The sequence below is a fragment of the Leuconostoc falkenbergense genome (genome assembly GCF_014634805.1).
GTDB classification, from domain to species: domain Bacteria; phylum Bacillota; class Bacilli; order Lactobacillales; family Lactobacillaceae; genus Leuconostoc; species Leuconostoc falkenbergense.
The window spans coordinates 1-15,150 of sequence record NZ_BMBS01000044.1; the positions used below are offsets into that span (position 1 = coordinate 1).

Here is a 15,150-nt window from a genome sequence, read left to right on the forward strand (position 1 = left end):
ACTGGCACACACCAATCGAGATCTTCTTGCTTAATCTACGTCACTAAATTCGTTCAAGTTATTTCTTGCAATCTGCCTTGATTAAATATTTAATTATTTACCCTTTAAGTGTCAACGCATTTAAGGCTACGACAATGGTTGAAAAAGACATAACAATGGCACCAATCATGGGATTGAGCATGAGGCCAATGAAAGATAAAGCACCCGCAGCTAACGGAATGGTAATAATATTATATCCTGCGCCCCACCACAAGTTTTGAACTTGTTTTGTATTGCCATGTTTTGCTAAACGAATGAATTCGATGATTTTTGGCAAATGATTAGTTATGAGAACTGTATCGGCTGAGGCTTGGGCAACTTGGGTACCAGCGCCAATGGCGACACTTAAGTCAGCGTGCGCTAGTGCTGGTGCATCATTAATACCATCCCCAATCATCATGACAGCGCCACGCTTTTGGTATTCAGCCACTAAGGCAATCTTTTCTTGGGGAGACACGCCAGCATGAATGGCTTCGATACCTAATTCATGGGCAACACGTTTTGCCGATTTTTCATTATCACCCGTTACAAGAACCGGAATAATGTGTTGCGCATGCAAATCGTCAATAAACTGACGCGCTGATTCTTTAACGCTGTCACCTTGTGCAATGGCTGCTATCACCTTATCATGGTTAAGCAAATATGAAACAGAACCGTCTGCGTTTAGCGGTTCAAAGGCAATATGATGTTCAGTTAAGTATCGTGCGGACACCAATAGGTAGTGATGGTCTTCGACCATACCTGAAACACCATAACCGGCTATATTCTCAACATGTTGTGCTGACAGTGATGGTGCGCCTTGAGATTGCGCATAATTAATAATTGATTGTGCCAGCGGATGTGTTGATTGTTGATCGAGTGCACTCATAATTGCTAAAACGTGAGATTTCTCTTCTTGATAGGTTACGAACTGTTGCACAGTGAACTGTCCGGTTGTTAATGTACCGGTTTTGTCCATCAAGGCATATTGGAGTTGATTAGCTGCCGACAATGCTTTGCGATTTTTGATCAGGATGCCTTGCGCAGCAGCAATCGCTTTCGTACGGCTAATTACCAAGGGTACTGCGAGTCCAAGCGCGTGTGGGCAAGCAATTACGAGGACAGTCACAGCAATATTTGTCGCAAAACTAAATCCTCGTAATGGCGTCCAAATGATCAATGCACCAATTGCGAAAACGAGTGCTATCCAGAATAGCCAAGAGGCGACACGGTCAGCTAGTGTTTCGACTTGTGATTTTTTATCTTGTGATGTGAGTAAAGTTTGTTGTAATTGACCAATAAATGATTGTGCACCTACTGTGGTGAGTTTAACGTCTAATGTGCCGTTACCATTTATAGTACCACCATAGACAATAGCATCGGCTGATTTATCAATCAGTTGACTTTCACCGGTCATCAGAGATTCATCTACTTGACTGTTACCATTTGTCACGATACCGTCGGCTGGAAAAGATTCACCTGCCAAAACGCGTACCACCATATCTGTTTTGAGTGTGGTAATTGGCATATCCATTATATGATCACCGTGTTTAACGTGGGCAACTTGGGGTAAAAGTTCACGAAGTTTGGCGGTGGCATCACCGGCTCTCATTGTTGCTGACATCTCAATTCGATGACCAAGCAGCATGATTACGGTAAGCGTTGCAAATTCCCAAAAGAAATCCATTACGTGATGATGGAAGACTTGTGTGGCAATTAAGGCATAGATAGAATACCAAAATGTGACATTTAATCCCATTGTGATAAGACTCATCATTGCTGGTTTTTTGGCATGCAACTCGTGACGCGCACCTACCCAGAACGGCTGTGAGCCAATAACGTACAACATGGCGGCCAATAAGGCAGAGACCCAACTGTTGCCTGGGAAAATGATGGTAAAAGGTAGATTGACACCCATAAATGGCGAGATAAAGAGAATCGGAATCATTAAGATGAATGATATCCAAAAGCGTCTTTTCATATCATTCATGTCCATGCCCGCCATGCCCATATCAGCACCGTGGTGATGCATTGGCATGGCTGACATATCCATCTCAGAATTGGTCATCATTGACATATTGTGGTCATGATCCATGTGGTGTTCATGTGTCATTTGTGACATGGTGTGATTATTTTTTTTCTCTGTCATATTGGCAGGCCTCCCAATCTTTTGGAATACAGTTACAAGCTATTGTTGCCGGAGCTGTTTTTGATTTTTGTACCAATAAAGCTTGTAAGTGGCTAATGTCTGTTTGAGATAGCGGAGTCTCCGCTAAGGCGTTGACTAACGCATCACCAACACACATGGCACACATGTCGTGCAATGTCGTAGATAAGGGTCAACCATTGCTACTTTTTCCGTAATGGTTGCAGTATATATACGGTCTCTGGCAGCGCCATTGTGGCTAATAATGCCCTTTTTGATTAGACGTGTAATCAAAGTTTTAACAGTGGACGGTTGCCAATCTGTTTCCGCGCACAGAATACGAATGATTTGGTTGCTAGTTGCCTCTCCTAGAGTCCAAATGACACGCATTATTTGCCATTCACTTGTTGATATTGTTGTGTTCATACATATAGTCTACAACTGTAAACTTAAAAATACAAGGCATTATGATGATAAAAGAGGATTGACAGATTACGGTGTACCATGTAACATAGTACACGTAGTACATTTGGGGATGTGGGGAATGAAACTCAGTCAAATATGATAGTGGTGTGATTACTTAAAACACCAAATCTTAATCGGGAGCTCACAAATGGCGCAAATACAAAGAAACCAACCACTATACGAGCAGCTAATGTGGCGAATTAAAGCGCAAGTTGCTGCCGGCGTGTTAGTCATTGGTGAAAAATTACCATCGGTCCGTGAAATGGCATTAATTGAGGGATTAAATCCAAACACGGTAGCCAAGGCATACAAAGCACTTGAAGCGCAAAACGTTATCGAGACTGTAACTGGAAAAGGGACTTTTATTCGCAGAAATGGGGAAAATGCGGATGATGAACTTGTTGAGCAGCTCAAAAACAAGCTAATAGAAGTAACAATTGAAGCCAAACGTGTTTCAATTAGCCCGAATCAGCTTCACAGCTGGATTGATGAATTGTACGGAGAGAAACAATGACATTGATTTTGGAAAATATTTCAAAAAAAATACAACATCAGCAAGTCCTAAAAAATGTTAGCTTTGAATTAAATGAAGGCGAAATTGTTGGTCTTGTTGGTCGTAATGGTGCAGGAAAGACGACACTCTTTCGAACCATTGTCGGTGAAATGAAAGCTGATTTTGGACGGATAGGGCTTGATGATCAAGATTATGTTCGGACAACTAGTACGCATGATCAGTTATTCTATGTTGATATGCCTGAAAATTGGTTAGCATATTATACACCAAACAAAATTAAATCTATTTTGTCGCTATCTTACAAAGATTTTGATTCTGATTGGTACGACGATCGCATTCAGCAATTTAATCTGAATAGTAAAAAACGCGTGCAAACTTATTCTAAAGGCATGCGTGCACTGTTTACGATAATTGTAGGTTTCGCTAGTCGCGCTCGCTATGTTTTGTTAGATGAGCCTCTGGATGGATTGGATGTTTTAATAAGGGATCAAGTTAAGCAATTAATTATTGATCGTGTGAACAAAAATAACACGACGGTTTTGATTGCCTCACATAATTCAGTAGAGCTCGACACATTAGTTGATCGCATTTTGCTGTTAAAAGACGGTAGCATTAATATGACATTTGCTATTGAAAATAATAACAATATCAAAAAGTATCAAGTGGCTTACGATAACGACGAAATGTTAGCTTTTTTGCGTGAAAATGGCACAATTATTGCCCATGTTGGGCATATCGTAACCGTCGTCTTCAGTGACTTTGATGAGAGCATTGGGATTAAACTAGCAGGCTCAGATTTTAAGTTTATTGAAGAATTACCTATTGGTAGTGAAGACATTTTCCGTGCTAGTTTTGCAAGTGAAGCCTATGCTTGGCAAAAAGAATTGGAGGGCGAATAATGTTACGCGCGATAAAAATTTATGGCAAAATGAAAGCACCTCAGTTGATATTAATTGCTTTTTTGGGTATCGCAGCGTCGGCTATTATTATTGGTACAAACTTTATTGATTCTGGCACAGCTGCTGGTGGGGATGATGCAAGTGAGCTTAGCAGTCAATTGATGATTATTTTGCAACTTGCGGCATTACTTTCCTTTTATAACGATAAAACACGTCATCTTGATGCGTGGTTAGTAACACAAAGTATGTCGCGTAGACAATTATTGTTGAGTAAAATGTTTTGGCTGATAATCGCACCGATTGCATTTGCAGTCTTCATTGATTTGTTTTTAACAATTACCATACAGCCTAGTGATTGGGCACATGCGGTACGGAGTAACATTATCAATGGGACTTTTAGTTTACTGTTTGCTAGCCTAGTTCTTGGTGTCAGTTTAGTCATAGGTCCTATCTGGCAAAAAGTTGCAGGGAGTATGTATCTCATTATTGTGTTTGAGACTATTACCCACACGTCTGCGGATCAAATGCTGTCAAAACAGTATTTTATTAATGATTTGATGACATCAGTGCTGGCTATTATCGGTATTTCATTAGTGGCATTGGCGATTAGTTATTACTTGGTTGAGCATGTTGGTGTTGATACTGAAGATGAACCGGTACGATTAAGTTATCTTAAATGGCCGGTTGTGATATTTTTTTTTGTATCAATGTTAATATTACAGCTTAATGCCGCTGGTGGGTTGCTAGATAAACTGTTGTTGCCAGTAATTTTAAGCATCACCACATTTGTTTTTGTTTTTAAACCTAAATTATCTTGGGAAAGATAATACATTCAAACTAGTTTCATAATATAGAGGGGAAATAATGGCATTATTAGAAGTAAAAAACGTTAGTAAAAAATATGGGGCACGCGCTGCAATGGATCGAGTTAGTTTTGAGGTTGAGGCCGGACATATCGTTGGATTAATTGGGCCCAATGGTGCCGGAAAGTCAACGACAATGCGTGCTATCACTGGATTAATGAGTTATTCATCAGGTACAATCTCGTTTGATGGCAAACCTGTAACGTTTAGTAATCATCAAGCACTGGATAAAATTGGTAATTTGATTGAGTATCCGTCAATCTATCCCAATTTGACCGCCTTAGAACATTTGAAGTTGTATGCAATGGATACAAAATCACCTGCAGATTTTAAAATGCTCATGCATAAAACACAAATTGATGGCGATAACTTTGGAAAACGTAAGGCCAAAAATTTTTCATTGGGGATGAAACAACGTCTTGGTATTGCGATTGCATTGATTAGAAACCCAAAGCTGGTCATTTTAGATGAGCCAATGAACGGATTAGATCCACAATCAGTTCATGATTTGCGTGAATTAATTCGCGCTTTGGCAGACGAAGGAACAGCATTTTTGATATCAAGTCATTTGTTAGATGAACTGCAAAAATTGGTTGACGATGTTGTGATTATTAATCATGGCAAAATTATTGAAAAAGATACAATGTCTAATTTCTTTAGTCATGATAAAGTGCGTTGGACAGTTGATACTAATGACAATGAGGCAGCGTTGATGGTTGTTCAAGAACATCATTGGCAGGCAAATATTGATGATGGGCACTTGCAAATTACTGGGGCGGAAAGTTTGCAAGAAGTTATCACAGTGATTAACCAAGCTAATCTTGAAATTATTGCACTTAATACAGTCACAGGTAATTTAGAAAAGTCGTTGTTGGATATGCTGGCAGCAGACGATAAGGGGGAATAAGTCGTGTTAACATTGATGAAACAAGAGTATTATAAAGCTTTTAAGCAAAACAAATTATATGTTTGGTTAATTTTGAGTTTGATTTTTCCGATAGCTATTATTGGTATTTTTAAATCACAAAGAACCCCATCAGCCGTGATTAATTTGGGACAAGCATTGCTGTATGTACAAATGGCCGGCATCATTATAACTGCTTTGTCGGTATCGCAAGAATTTGGTTTTGGAACCATTCGCCCATTGTTATCACGTCGTTTTAGTCGTGGTAGCGTGTTTGTTAGTAAATTGTTGCTAAATCTCAGTGTTTATATTGGTCTGTTTGTCACGGCATTTATTGGTACTGTTCTAGCGGTTGCTTTGTTTATACCAAAGTATGATTTCAGTCAGTCCCTTGGGTATACAGGGAATAGTTGGCAAACTATGGGAATCAGCATGCTTGATACTGCTATTCAAATGGTATTCGTGGCAGCACTAGTTTTGATGATTACGAATTTAGTTAAAAGTTCTGGGGCAGCAATTGGATTGGGTGTTGTGATGATTGTGGCGACACCATTATTGAGCGCTATTTCATTGAAATTAATTGGTTTAGCACCATTTTTAAAGTGGAACCCATTTAATATTTATTTAGGCATGTCTAACTTAGGCATGTTGTCACCAAGTCTTCTGAAGCAGGCGATGAATATATCACAAAATGATTTGATTATTGTGTACTTCATTTATATTATTCTGATGTATGGCATTGCATATCTAATTTTCAAAAAGCGTAGCGTGTAATGTTTCACGTGAAACCTATATCAATTATTTAAAAACCTGATAGTTTAGACAATATTATTTGTCTAAACTATCAGGTTTTTTTGATGATGGTGTCGTTAAATGAACGGTTTTGGTTGACGTTGTTGCCAAAAAATTAGCATCATGTTCGATAATTATCATCGTTGGCTGTATTTGATTGATAATGTTAGTAATTTGCTCTTGATTGAAAACATCAAGATAATTTAATGGTTCATCCCAAATATACAATTCAGCTGGTGTCATAAGTGACTTAGCCAATGCCACGCGTTTTTGTTGGCCCATACTCATTTGCTCGATTCTATTTTGAAAAACGTGACGTTCAAGGCCAAGTTTGAAAAGGTTATTGAGTAAATCTTCATAGGATAAATGATTCGCCAAGGCAAATTCAGCTAGTGTGCCATGATTATCGTCATAATGTTGTCTGACATAGCTGATGGCTAGGTTTTGGGGGCGATACATTTTCCCGGTTGCGGTACCAGCAAAATTATTTTGCAAATAGCGTACAAGAGAGGATTTGCCTGAACCATTGTTACCTTCAATTGCTAACCGTTCACCGAGATTAAGATCAAACGAAATTGGTTCAAATAGTGGTTTGTCATAGTTTAATTGTAGATTTTCTACTTTGAGCAACTGTTGGTGGGTTGTTGGGGTGAAATTTAACGTTAGTGGTGATACTGATTCAATATTTTTTAAAAGCGCCGCTTTTGCTTCGACTTTACTTTCAGATCGTTTGGCTATCGCTTTGGAACGTTTTGCCTGCTTTTTGGCAAGTCGACGTGAAGCAGAATCATTTGTTTCATTTTCACGTTCAAGGGCCCATGTAGCAACATTTTTTGATGCTTGTTTGATATGTTTAATTTCTTTTTTTAACTGAGTATTTTGCTCTTTTTCGTATGCGTCTGTTTGCTTTTTTTGGTCCTCGTATACTTGAAAGTTACCCTTTTGCAACAAAACTTTATGTTTTTCAATGGATAACGCATGGTCAACAATTTCGTCAATGAAGTTGCGGTCATGGTTGACTACAATGAAACCTTGTTTCTTTTCTCTTAAATAATTGGCAACTTGCTGGCGTGATGCTTGGTCTAAATGATTAGTCGGTTCGTCAATTAATGGAAAACTGATATCGTCGACAAATAAAAGTGATAGTAAAACTTTGGTTTGTTCACCACCAGATAAGCTCGAAAATTTGCGTCAGAGAATATCATCTGTTAATCCTAACAAGGAGAGTTCACGTGATATTTTCCAAAAATCGAAGTTTGATAGCGTCTGCAAAATATTATAAGTTAACTGCTGTGGATCTTGAATTGTCTGGGGAAAATACGCAAATTTGATGTTTTGACTAATGTCGCCAGTATAATGATAATCGCCCATCAGTAGTCGTAACAGTGTTGTTTTACCACGGCCATTACGACCAATCAAAGCCAACTTCCACTGGGCAGATAAACTTAAATTGATATCTGAAAAAAGTTGCGTACCCTGTTGATCAAATCCAAAATACAAATGTTTTATCTCAATATCGACCATAAAATTACCTCATCAAAAATATAGTCATTGATCGTCGAGATGGTAAATTTGAGGGTAACTAAAAAGACCCACCCTATGAACGGTTAAACCAAATCTCGAAAATCAACGTACTTGCTCACACGCATGGCAAGTGTCTGTGTCATTTTCGTTCATTAGTTTATTTGTTCAACAGTAAGTCCCTCATGTTTCATAAATTATTTTAATTTTATCATTGAAAATTCATAATATCAAGTATAAAAGCGACATAGTTGTTATTTTATTATTTGAATTGTCAATTATTATATGGTATGCTTAACAAACCATAAATAGAATGGAGAATTAATGACTTGTCAGAAAATATAGCCAGTCAACTTAGAAAAGGTATTTTACAAGGCTTTTTGCTCATTCTACTTGATAAAGAACCAAATTATGGTTATGGCATCATGAAAAAAATGTCGGAATATGGTTTGGGGGATGTTCCGAAAGGTACGATTTATCCCTTGCTCACCAATATGACAACAAAAGGATTGATTAAATACCAAATTCAAGCTTCTGATGGTTTGAGAACGAGAAAATATTATTACATAACCGAAGCCGGCAAAGCAGAAAAACAAGTTTTTAGTCGCGAATGGCTGGGGATTAGTCACAGTATGAATAGCATTTTGGGGGAAGAAAATGAATAGTAGTCAAAAATTGATTGAAAAGAACAATAGTTTGCGAAAAGAACTCAATCTAAAAAATGAGGTGTTTTATAGTGATTTTTTGATATACATGAGACTTGGCAGTATTACAAAAAAAGAAACTATTGTTGAAAATATATTACTTGAAATCTTAGAAGATATTCTTGATGCACAACGAGAAAATATTGATGCGAACAAGTATTTTGGTAAGTCACCGAAAATGGTAGCGGATGATATTTTAAAATCTATTCCTAATAGTATTACTGATACAGTTAAGATAGCCATGACGGGGCTGTTTAGCTTTGCAATTATGACTTTATTGCCAGTGCTGGCAAATCCTAACGCGAAGATTGATTTGGGTAATATGATTTTGGCAGGCATCTATACTTGCCTAGCAAGCATGTTAATTTTGAAGCAAATAGCGCGGTCAATCTATGTGATTAACCGTTTTATGTCGAACAAAGTGGTCAGATATGTGACTTATTTTGTTTTAGCGAGCGCCTTATTGGCACCTGTGTATTTGATTCTGTTATTTGTTAAAACACCTTTGACCTTTTCGCTAAATGGTTTTGCTGGTGTTATGGTATCTGTGTTGATTATGGCGGGCTTCATCGTTTGGTGGTTACATTCAAATAATCGCAGATTTAACTTTCCAATGTTGTTCGCAGCCTTGGTATTTGGCATACTGTCATTGATTATTAGAATACCAAATGTGCAAGGCACGGTTTTTAGGAGCCAGTTTGGTAAAAATAGTTACGCGATTATTATCATAATTGCTTTGGTGTCATTTTATGTTGTCAGTCACATCGTGCATAAAAAAAAGAGTGATTAATGATTATCTTACACATTAAAGTAGTCAAGCATTCCAAATCTCAAATTTAATGACAAAAAAATCCGCTGACCAGACAGCGGACAATCAAATTATGATTAAAAAGGGTGTTGATAGTTAACTTTAAAAGTCAGCCGTATCGGCATTGGTATGCGTGCCACCGATTCCAGTAAGTGAATCAAGTTCGGACACTTCATCATTGGTTAAGGCAAAGTCAAAAACGTCTAAATTAGCCTTAATATAGTCTTCATGCGTTGATTTTGGCAGTGGCAGAAAGCCCTTTTCCAAAGACCAACGAATGAGCACTTGTGGGACGGATTTGTGATACTTTTCTGCAATTGTCGTAACCTGTGGTAAATCTACTAAACGTCCAGTGCCCAGTGGCGAATAGGCTTCACTGACAATGTCATGTGCTTTGTCATAAGCAACAAGTTCGTCCTGTGTGTCAGAAGGGTTCAAAAAGTTTTGATTAACCATTGGTGCAATTTTTTGTGTTTTTGCCAAACTTTCGAGATGATGAATTTGAAAATTAGAAACACCGATTGCTTTGGCTTTCCCAGCTTCATAAGCAGCTTCAAAGGCACGCCATGTCTCAGCGTTGGCCGTTTCCCAAGCATTTTGACCCTGTGCTTTTATTGCTGCGGGGTTTGGCCAGTGAATCAGGTAGAGATCAACGTAGTCTAGCCCTAACTTTTGCAAGGAAAGATCTAAAGCCTTTTGAGCGGCTTCAAATGAATGTGCATCATTCCAAAGCTTAGTTGTGACAAATAGGTCTTCACGATTAATGCCAGAATCTTTGATAGCGCGACCAACTGATTCTTCATTGCCATAAGCAGCTGCCGTATCAATATGGCGATAACCAGCTTCTAATGCCCAACGAACGGCTTGATAAGCAACATCTCCGTCAGCACTTTGCCATGTACCAAAGCCAATAACGGGAATTTTAGTACCATTTGCCAGTGTGTATGTATCATTTTGAGAAGTCATATGAGTACCTCTATTTTTTTATTTGGCGAACGAAAAATTAGATTATTCGCCCAGTACATTCATTATAACATGAACACGGAACAAACGTTCGCTTAAACAGCTGGTTATTGTAACTATGATAAAATGTAAGTAATGCTTGAATTTTATCAAAAGGATAACGATATGACATTAACAAACTTCAATATTAATGATGAAACAAATTGGCAAAAAATTTATTTAAATGCCTTTCCGGCACATGAGCGGTTGCCATTCGAGACTTTACAGCAAAAGGTGAATGACAATGACCAGATTAAAATGTTAACGTTTAAAAGCAATGACCATGTTGCTGGCATCCTATTTTTGGTGACATTGGCAAATGATAAAGCATTTATTCTATATTTTGCCGTCGATACAACTATTCGCGGGAAAGGTATTGGAAGCCAAATGTTATATGCTTAAAGCAACGCTACACTGGTGGCATTGTTTTGGAATCTGAAATCGTTGGTACTAATGCGGATAATGAGCAACAGCGTTTACAACGTTATCAGTTTTATCAAAGAAATGGCGTTCTAGATTCGGGATTTGTCGCTCAAAATATGGGTGGGACTTTTCATTTGCTTAGAACAAGTGATCAAATTACAGTGGCAGATTACTTAAAAGCTATTGATATCTTAGGGCTAACGACTACAATGCAATAGACGATGACGTCTATTTTTTTTTAATGCATTCTGCGGTATGATAGAAAAATGGAAAACTGGTTGATAAAACGTGCACGACTCACGCCCAATCGCGTTGCCGTGCAGGAAAAAGGACAGCAACTGACCTTTCAAGAAGTTGCTGATCAGACAAAAAAAATTGCTGCACAATTGAATGTGGTGATTGAAACAGAACAACGGATAGCCTTAATTGCTACGAATACAATTGCAAGTTATTTAGTGATTATGGCAGTCCAACAACTTGGCAAAACGATGGTCTTTATTAATCGACGCTTGTCAGTTGACGAAATTAACTATCAGTTGGCTGATGCTGATATTTCGGTTTTAATCACAGATGAAGACTATCATCAGCAGCTAAAAGTGGATAAACAGTTAACTGTTAGTGCGTTATCCACTGAAAAATCAGCACGACTGGATTTGGTTGAAAATTTTCCTGATGATGCTGTTACCAGTATTATGTATACTTCTGGCACCACAGGTAAGCCGAAAGGTGTCATGCAAACCTTCAATAATCACTTTTTTTCAGCTATGGGGAGTGCTCTGAATTTGGGGCTAACGGCTGATGATGCTTGGTTAACAGCGGTACCTATTTTTCATATTAGTGGTTTTTCAATTTTAATGCGCGGCCTGATTTATGGTATGCGCGTTGTCCTTTTACCAAAATTTGATGCACACCAAGCCAATGAGCTATTGGTTAATCATCATATTACGACTATGTCAGTAGTGCCTGTGATGCTTAAGCAACTGTTAAAGGACTTGCCAGAAGATGTCTCTTATAATAGCGGATTTCGTACGATGCTATTAGGTGGTGGTCCCACAGATCGCGCAACTTTAAAGCGAGCACAGGCCCACCACATTCCGATTATTCAGTCTTATGGAATGACTGAAACCGCCTCTCAAGTGATTGCTTTAGACGCCGAGTACGCTGATGAAAAATTAGGATCAGTTGGTAAACCACTATTTCCGGTGAGCTTGAAAATTGCTGATCATTATGGCGTACCAGTTAAAACAGGTAACATTTGGATTAAGTCACCGACGTTGACAGTTGGTTATCTTAATCAGCCGAATAAATTGGCAGAAAAATGCCGTGATGGCTGGTTTAATACTGAAGATCTTGGCTATCTCGATGATGATGGTTTCTTATTCGTACAAGGTCGTGAAGGGGATATGATCAGTTCTGGCGGAGAAAACATTTTTCCAGATGAAGTCGAATCAGTTTATCTAAAGTTGCCAGAGATTGACAACATTGTGGTAGTCGGTGTTCCTGATGAGCAATGGGGGCAAGTACCAGTGGCTATTGTAATAGATAGCAAGCTCTCTGCTACTGATTTAAAAGCTTACGGGCGTGAAAAATTAGCACATTATAAAGTGCCAAAACGTTTTTATTTTGCAAATGACTGGCATCGGAATGCCAGTGGTAAGACGGAACGAATCAAATTCATAGCTGAAATCACACGATTGAAGGAGTTAAAATGACCCTATCACCTAAAAATACTGATGTACAATCACTGTTTAATACCATTGCGCCAGAATATGACAAGATGAATAATATTATTAGCTTGGGAACGCACAAAAATTGGCGACAAAAAGTTATGAAAAAAATGGTTTTTCCAAAAGGTGCTGAAATTATTGATTTAGCAACGGGAACGGCTGATTGGGCAATTGCCTTGGCAGAAAAGAGCGACCCCACGGCAAAAATAACAGGGCTTGATTTTAGTCGGGAAATGCTCACAGTTGGGCAACATAAAGTCGATTTGAGTGATTATGCGGATAAAATAACGCTAGTACAAGGCGATGCTATGGCACTGCCATTTGAAGATAATCACTTTGATATTGTGACCATTGGTTTTGGTCTTAGAAACTTGCCTGATCCAATTCAAGGTCTACGTGAAATGTATAGAGTGCTTAAGCCGGGTGGACAACTCGTGGTTCTTGAAACATCTCAACCGGATAATCCTATTGTTAAGCCTTTTTGGCGCTTATATTTTGGGCAAGTTATGCCTTTATTAGGGAAATATTTTGCAAATGGTAAATACTCGGCTTATAAATACTTAGATGAAACGACTGAAAACTTTATGGATTATATGACATTGGGTCAAGTGATGTTGCGATTAAAGTTTCAAAAAGTTGTTATTTCTAGATTTAATTTGGGAGCTGCGGCCGTACATTATGCTACAAAATAACCTCACTTGTGGTGGATAATGATTTAACAACGATGGTGTGGAAAGCGAGAAATAAACCATGGCTGAAATGAATGAACAACTCAAAAAACAATTTTTTGTCGATCAATTATCACAAGATCAAGAACGTGTCATTGGTGATATCAATGATTATATTGGCACTAGCGTAGCAAATAACAACCATGCTGTTGCGATTATTCAGGGGGCAGCTGGTACTGGTAAATCTGTTGTACTGATGGATCTTGTCACTAAATACATGACTGATAAACGTTATAAAACAGCCTTGGTGGTTAACCACCCTGAACTCTTCAAGGCTTATAAGGACATTGCGGAAAGTATTCCTGGTATGCGTGAACGCGATATTACGCGACCAACGCCGCTGATTAATCACGCTCAAAAAAATCATTGGCGATATGATGTCATTTTTGTTGATGAAGCGCATTTATTATTGTCCAAGCCTGAACCTTATATGCATTATAACGGCAACAATCAACTAACTGATTTAATGGATTTGGCGAAAGTTGTGGTCGTTGTTTATGACTTTGCACAAGTTTTTCAATCAAAAATGTATTGGTCAAAAGACTTCTTATACAAAACAATCGGGAATCGGCCACATAAGTTATTTGATATGAATTTTCAGTACCGCATGATTGCCAGCGAGTCACAAGTAAAATGGATGGATGATCTAACAGCTGAAAAACCATTATATCCATTTCCAAATGATAGTGACTTCGAATTCAAAGTTTTTGATAAAGCTGGGGAACTCTACGATAATATTGTCCAAAAAAATAAGTCAGTCGGGTTAAGCCGAGTTGTTGCAACGTCAGGATTTCCAAGGATTGATGGCCGTCATAACGTTGAAATGGATACATTTTCACTGCCTTGGGATGAATGGGATCCACAACGCACGCACTGGGCCAAACGTGAATACTCTATCAAGCAAGTTGGGACAATATATACCTTGCAGGGCTTTGATTTGAACTTTGTGGGGATGATTATTGGGCCATCGTTTGGCTATGATGCAAAAACAGATAGCATGACTATTTTGCCAGAGAAATATTCACACAAGGAAATATTCAAAAAACGTCAGGATAAACAGTTTACAAAGGCCGAATTTAAAGCTTTCATTGCCAACGTTTTAAATGTTTTGATGAAACGTGGCAAATATGGTTTATATTTAACGGCTTATGATGATGCTTTGCGTCAACGATTGTTAGAATTGTATCGTGACTGATGGCTATTTGACTGAACAATAAAAATTTCAATAAGAGTGTACAGAAAGCGCTAGATGACTAATATCATCAGCGTTTTTTAATGTTACTCATTTTTTGCGTTGAAAATCTCATGAAAAATCCTAAGATTAACTTTAAAATTTGTGAATACAACAACAGCATTAACAAAAGATATAGTTATTTTTCTACCAGAAGTCAAGTGTTTCAAGGTTTTTGACTTCTTTTATTTTGAAATTTTGTTAACAATTAGCACTACTTAAATAAACCGCTGTGTTCACATCGATTTTAAAAAATGTTAGGCTTATAATTGTAGAATACTAATGCTTTGATGCAGCTTTGTAATCATACAGTTGATGATTAATGACTAGATAATGCATGGTTCTCAGTAATCGCGACATGGCACCAATGGCAATTTTCTTTGTTCCCTTAGACAATGAAGATTG

The 15,150-nt window shown here is 38.0% G+C and carries 14 protein-coding genes and 2 pseudogenes; 12 read left to right on the plus strand and 4 right to left on the minus strand.

What is annotated here, in order from left to right:
• Positions 1-97 precede the first annotated feature (97 nt).
• Positions 98-2,167, minus strand: a complete 2,070-nt coding sequence (locus IEU71_RS08580) for a copper-translocating P-type ATPase (RefSeq protein ID WP_004914845.1) — start codon at positions 2,165-2,167, stop codon at positions 98-100.
• A pseudogene (locus IEU71_RS08585) lies at positions 2,148-2,590 on the minus strand (CopY/TcrY family copper transport repressor). The gene IEU71_RS08580 and the pseudogene IEU71_RS08585 overlap by 20 nt, the downstream one beginning before the upstream one ends.
• Positions 2,591-2,777: 187 nt before the next feature.
• Between IEU71_RS08585 and IEU71_RS08590 the strand changes: the two are divergent.
• From IEU71_RS08590 to IEU71_RS08610, 5 genes are read left to right on the plus strand one after another with little or no spacing between them, the layout of a single operon-like run.
• Positions 2,778-3,143, plus strand: a complete 366-nt coding sequence (locus tag IEU71_RS08590) for a GntR family transcriptional regulator (RefSeq protein ID WP_036067113.1) — start codon at positions 2,778-2,780, stop codon at positions 3,141-3,143.
• On the plus strand, positions 3,140-4,042 hold the full coding sequence (locus IEU71_RS08595) for an ATP-binding cassette domain-containing protein (protein ID WP_004914848.1): 903 nt from the start codon (positions 3,140-3,142) through the stop codon (positions 4,040-4,042). Before IEU71_RS08590 ends, IEU71_RS08595 begins: the two co-directional genes overlap by 4 nt.
• A complete protein-coding gene (locus tag IEU71_RS08600; protein ID WP_036068408.1) occupies positions 4,042-4,869 on the plus strand; it encodes a hypothetical protein in 828 nt (275 codons plus the stop codon). Before IEU71_RS08595 ends, IEU71_RS08600 begins: the two co-directional genes overlap by 1 nt.
• 37 nt (positions 4,870-4,906) lie before the next feature.
• Entirely contained in the window at positions 4,907-5,812 is a 906-nt protein-coding gene (locus IEU71_RS08605) for an ABC transporter ATP-binding protein (protein WP_004914850.1), read from the plus strand.
• Between the two features lie 3 nt (positions 5,813-5,815).
• Entirely contained in the window at positions 5,816-6,583 is a 768-nt protein-coding gene (locus IEU71_RS08610) for an ABC transporter permease (RefSeq protein WP_004914851.1), read from the plus strand.
• 54 nt (positions 6,584-6,637) lie between these two features.
• Here the strand turns inward: IEU71_RS08610 and abc-f are convergent.
• Positions 6,638-8,125 (minus strand): annotated as a pseudogene (gene abc-f / locus IEU71_RS08615) (ribosomal protection-like ABC-F family protein).
• A gap of 326 nt (positions 8,126-8,451) precedes the next feature.
• Between abc-f and IEU71_RS08620 the strand changes: the two are divergent.
• On the plus strand, positions 8,452-8,787 hold the full coding sequence (locus tag IEU71_RS08620) for a PadR family transcriptional regulator (RefSeq protein WP_004914854.1): 336 nt from the start codon (positions 8,452-8,454) through the stop codon (positions 8,785-8,787).
• On the plus strand, positions 8,780-9,616 hold the full coding sequence (locus IEU71_RS08625) for a DUF1129 domain-containing protein (RefSeq protein WP_004914855.1): 837 nt from the start codon (positions 8,780-8,782) through the stop codon (positions 9,614-9,616). The genes IEU71_RS08620 and IEU71_RS08625 overlap by 8 nt, the downstream gene beginning before the upstream one ends.
• 120 nt (positions 9,617-9,736) lie before the next feature.
• Here IEU71_RS08625 and IEU71_RS08630 read toward each other — a convergent pair whose 3' ends face one another.
• A complete protein-coding gene (locus IEU71_RS08630) occupies positions 9,737-10,600 on the minus strand; it encodes an aldo/keto reductase (RefSeq protein WP_004914856.1) in 864 nt (287 codons plus the stop codon).
• A gap of 162 nt (positions 10,601-10,762) precedes the next feature.
• Between IEU71_RS08630 and IEU71_RS08635 the strand changes: the two genes are divergently transcribed.
• The 5 genes from IEU71_RS08635 to IEU71_RS08655 all read left to right on the plus strand — a co-directional run bounded on the left by IEU71_RS08635 (position 10,763) and on the right by IEU71_RS08655 (position 14,709).
• Positions 10,763-11,038, plus strand: a complete 276-nt coding sequence (locus IEU71_RS08635) for a GNAT family N-acetyltransferase (protein WP_004914857.1) — start codon at positions 10,763-10,765, stop codon at positions 11,036-11,038.
• Positions 11,039-11,064: 26 nt separating this feature from the next.
• Positions 11,065-11,277, plus strand: a complete 213-nt coding sequence (locus tag IEU71_RS08640; protein WP_004914858.1) for a hypothetical protein — start codon at positions 11,065-11,067, stop codon at positions 11,275-11,277.
• A 48-nt stretch (positions 11,278-11,325) separates the two neighbouring features.
• The gene (locus IEU71_RS08645; RefSeq protein ID WP_004914859.1) at positions 11,326-12,771 is read left to right on the plus strand and encodes an o-succinylbenzoate--CoA ligase; all 1,446 of its coding nucleotides are present in this window, start codon (positions 11,326-11,328) and stop codon (positions 12,769-12,771) included.
• The gene (gene ubiE / locus IEU71_RS08650; protein WP_004914860.1) at positions 12,768-13,478 is read left to right on the plus strand and encodes a bifunctional demethylmenaquinone methyltransferase/2-methoxy-6-polyprenyl-1,4-benzoquinol methylase UbiE; all 711 of its coding nucleotides are present in this window, start codon (positions 12,768-12,770) and stop codon (positions 13,476-13,478) included. Before IEU71_RS08645 ends, ubiE begins: the two co-directional genes overlap by 4 nt.
• Before the next feature lie 67 nt (positions 13,479-13,545).
• Entirely contained in the window at positions 13,546-14,709 is a 1,164-nt protein-coding gene (locus tag IEU71_RS08655; protein WP_036067117.1) for a DUF2075 domain-containing protein, read from the plus strand.
• Positions 14,710-15,150: the final 441 nt, after the last annotated feature.

Coding starts and splice junctions, on each gene's coding strand:
- IEU71_RS08625 (WP_004914855.1), top strand. CDS start 8,780: ATGAATAGTAGTCAAAAATTGATTGAAAAGAACAATAGTTTGCGAAAA.
- IEU71_RS08630 (WP_004914856.1), bottom strand. CDS start 10,600: ATGACTTCTCAAAATGATACATACACACTGGCAAATGGTACTAAAATT.
- IEU71_RS08645 (WP_004914859.1), top strand. CDS start 11,326: ATGGAAAACTGGTTGATAAAACGTGCACGACTCACGCCCAATCGCGTT.
- IEU71_RS08605 (WP_004914850.1), top strand. CDS start 4,907: ATGGCATTATTAGAAGTAAAAAACGTTAGTAAAAAATATGGGGCACGC.
- IEU71_RS08635 (WP_004914857.1), top strand. CDS start 10,763: ATGACATTAACAAACTTCAATATTAATGATGAAACAAATTGGCAAAAA.
- IEU71_RS08590 (WP_036067113.1), top strand. CDS start 2,778: ATGGCGCAAATACAAAGAAACCAACCACTATACGAGCAGCTAATGTGG.
- IEU71_RS08580 (WP_004914845.1), bottom strand. CDS start 2,167: ATGACAGAGAAAAAAAATAATCACACCATGTCACAAATGACACATGAA.
- IEU71_RS08600 (WP_036068408.1), top strand. CDS start 4,042: ATGTTACGCGCGATAAAAATTTATGGCAAAATGAAAGCACCTCAGTTG.
- IEU71_RS08655 (WP_036067117.1), top strand. CDS start 13,546: ATGAATGAACAACTCAAAAAACAATTTTTTGTCGATCAATTATCACAA.
- IEU71_RS08595 (WP_004914848.1), top strand. CDS start 3,140: ATGACATTGATTTTGGAAAATATTTCAAAAAAAATACAACATCAGCAA.
- ubiE (WP_004914860.1), top strand. CDS start 12,768: ATGACCCTATCACCTAAAAATACTGATGTACAATCACTGTTTAATACC.